Annotated in this window: 1 protein-coding gene and 1 pseudogene; both read right to left on the bottom strand. The window is 63.1% G+C overall.

Translation table 11 applies throughout. The features are described 5' to 3' along the window. Positions 1–210: pseudogene (locus AB4Y42_RS44280) on the bottom strand (cupin domain-containing protein); the annotation flags it as partial. A gap of 35 nt (positions 211–245) precedes the next feature. After that, positions 246–434, bottom strand: a 189-nt coding sequence (locus AB4Y42_RS44275; protein WP_368697901.1) for an aldehyde dehydrogenase family protein, incomplete at its 5' end; no start/stop codon positions are given.

The raw sequence follows: 434 nt of genomic DNA, 5'->3' as shown, positions 1-434 counted from the left end.
CCCTTGGACGAGTACCACGCTTTCCTGGCAGTTATGGCTGTGGAACGGGATCTTCACGCCGGGTGCGAACGACGTATAACCGGTGATGAAGCTGTCCGAGCCGACCGACTTGCCGACGAGCGGCGTGGTGCTGGCGCCGCCGCCGCGATCGTAAGTCGTAAGTTGCTCGGGTTTCAGGAGGGCGGCTCCCGAGGGCGTCTTGATGGTCATGGCGGGTTCCTTTGGGGACGGTCGAGGGTGCGGAGTCAGGCGGCGGGGCCAATCCAGACTGTTTTGACGTTGGTGAATTCGCGGATGCCGGCGGCGCCGAGTTCTCGGCCATAGCCCGATTGTTTGATGCCGCCAAAAGGCAAACGGGCGTCCGACGCGACGAGGCCGTTGACGAATACGGCTCCAGCTTCGATTTGGCGCACGAGCGTCCTCGCCTTTTGCAG

Origin of the sequence: Paraburkholderia sp. EG286B (assembly GCF_040965655.1) — a bacterium.
Taxonomy (GTDB): domain Bacteria; phylum Pseudomonadota; class Gammaproteobacteria; order Burkholderiales; family Burkholderiaceae; genus Paraburkholderia.
This window is presented reverse-complemented; position numbering and strand designations above follow the sequence as displayed.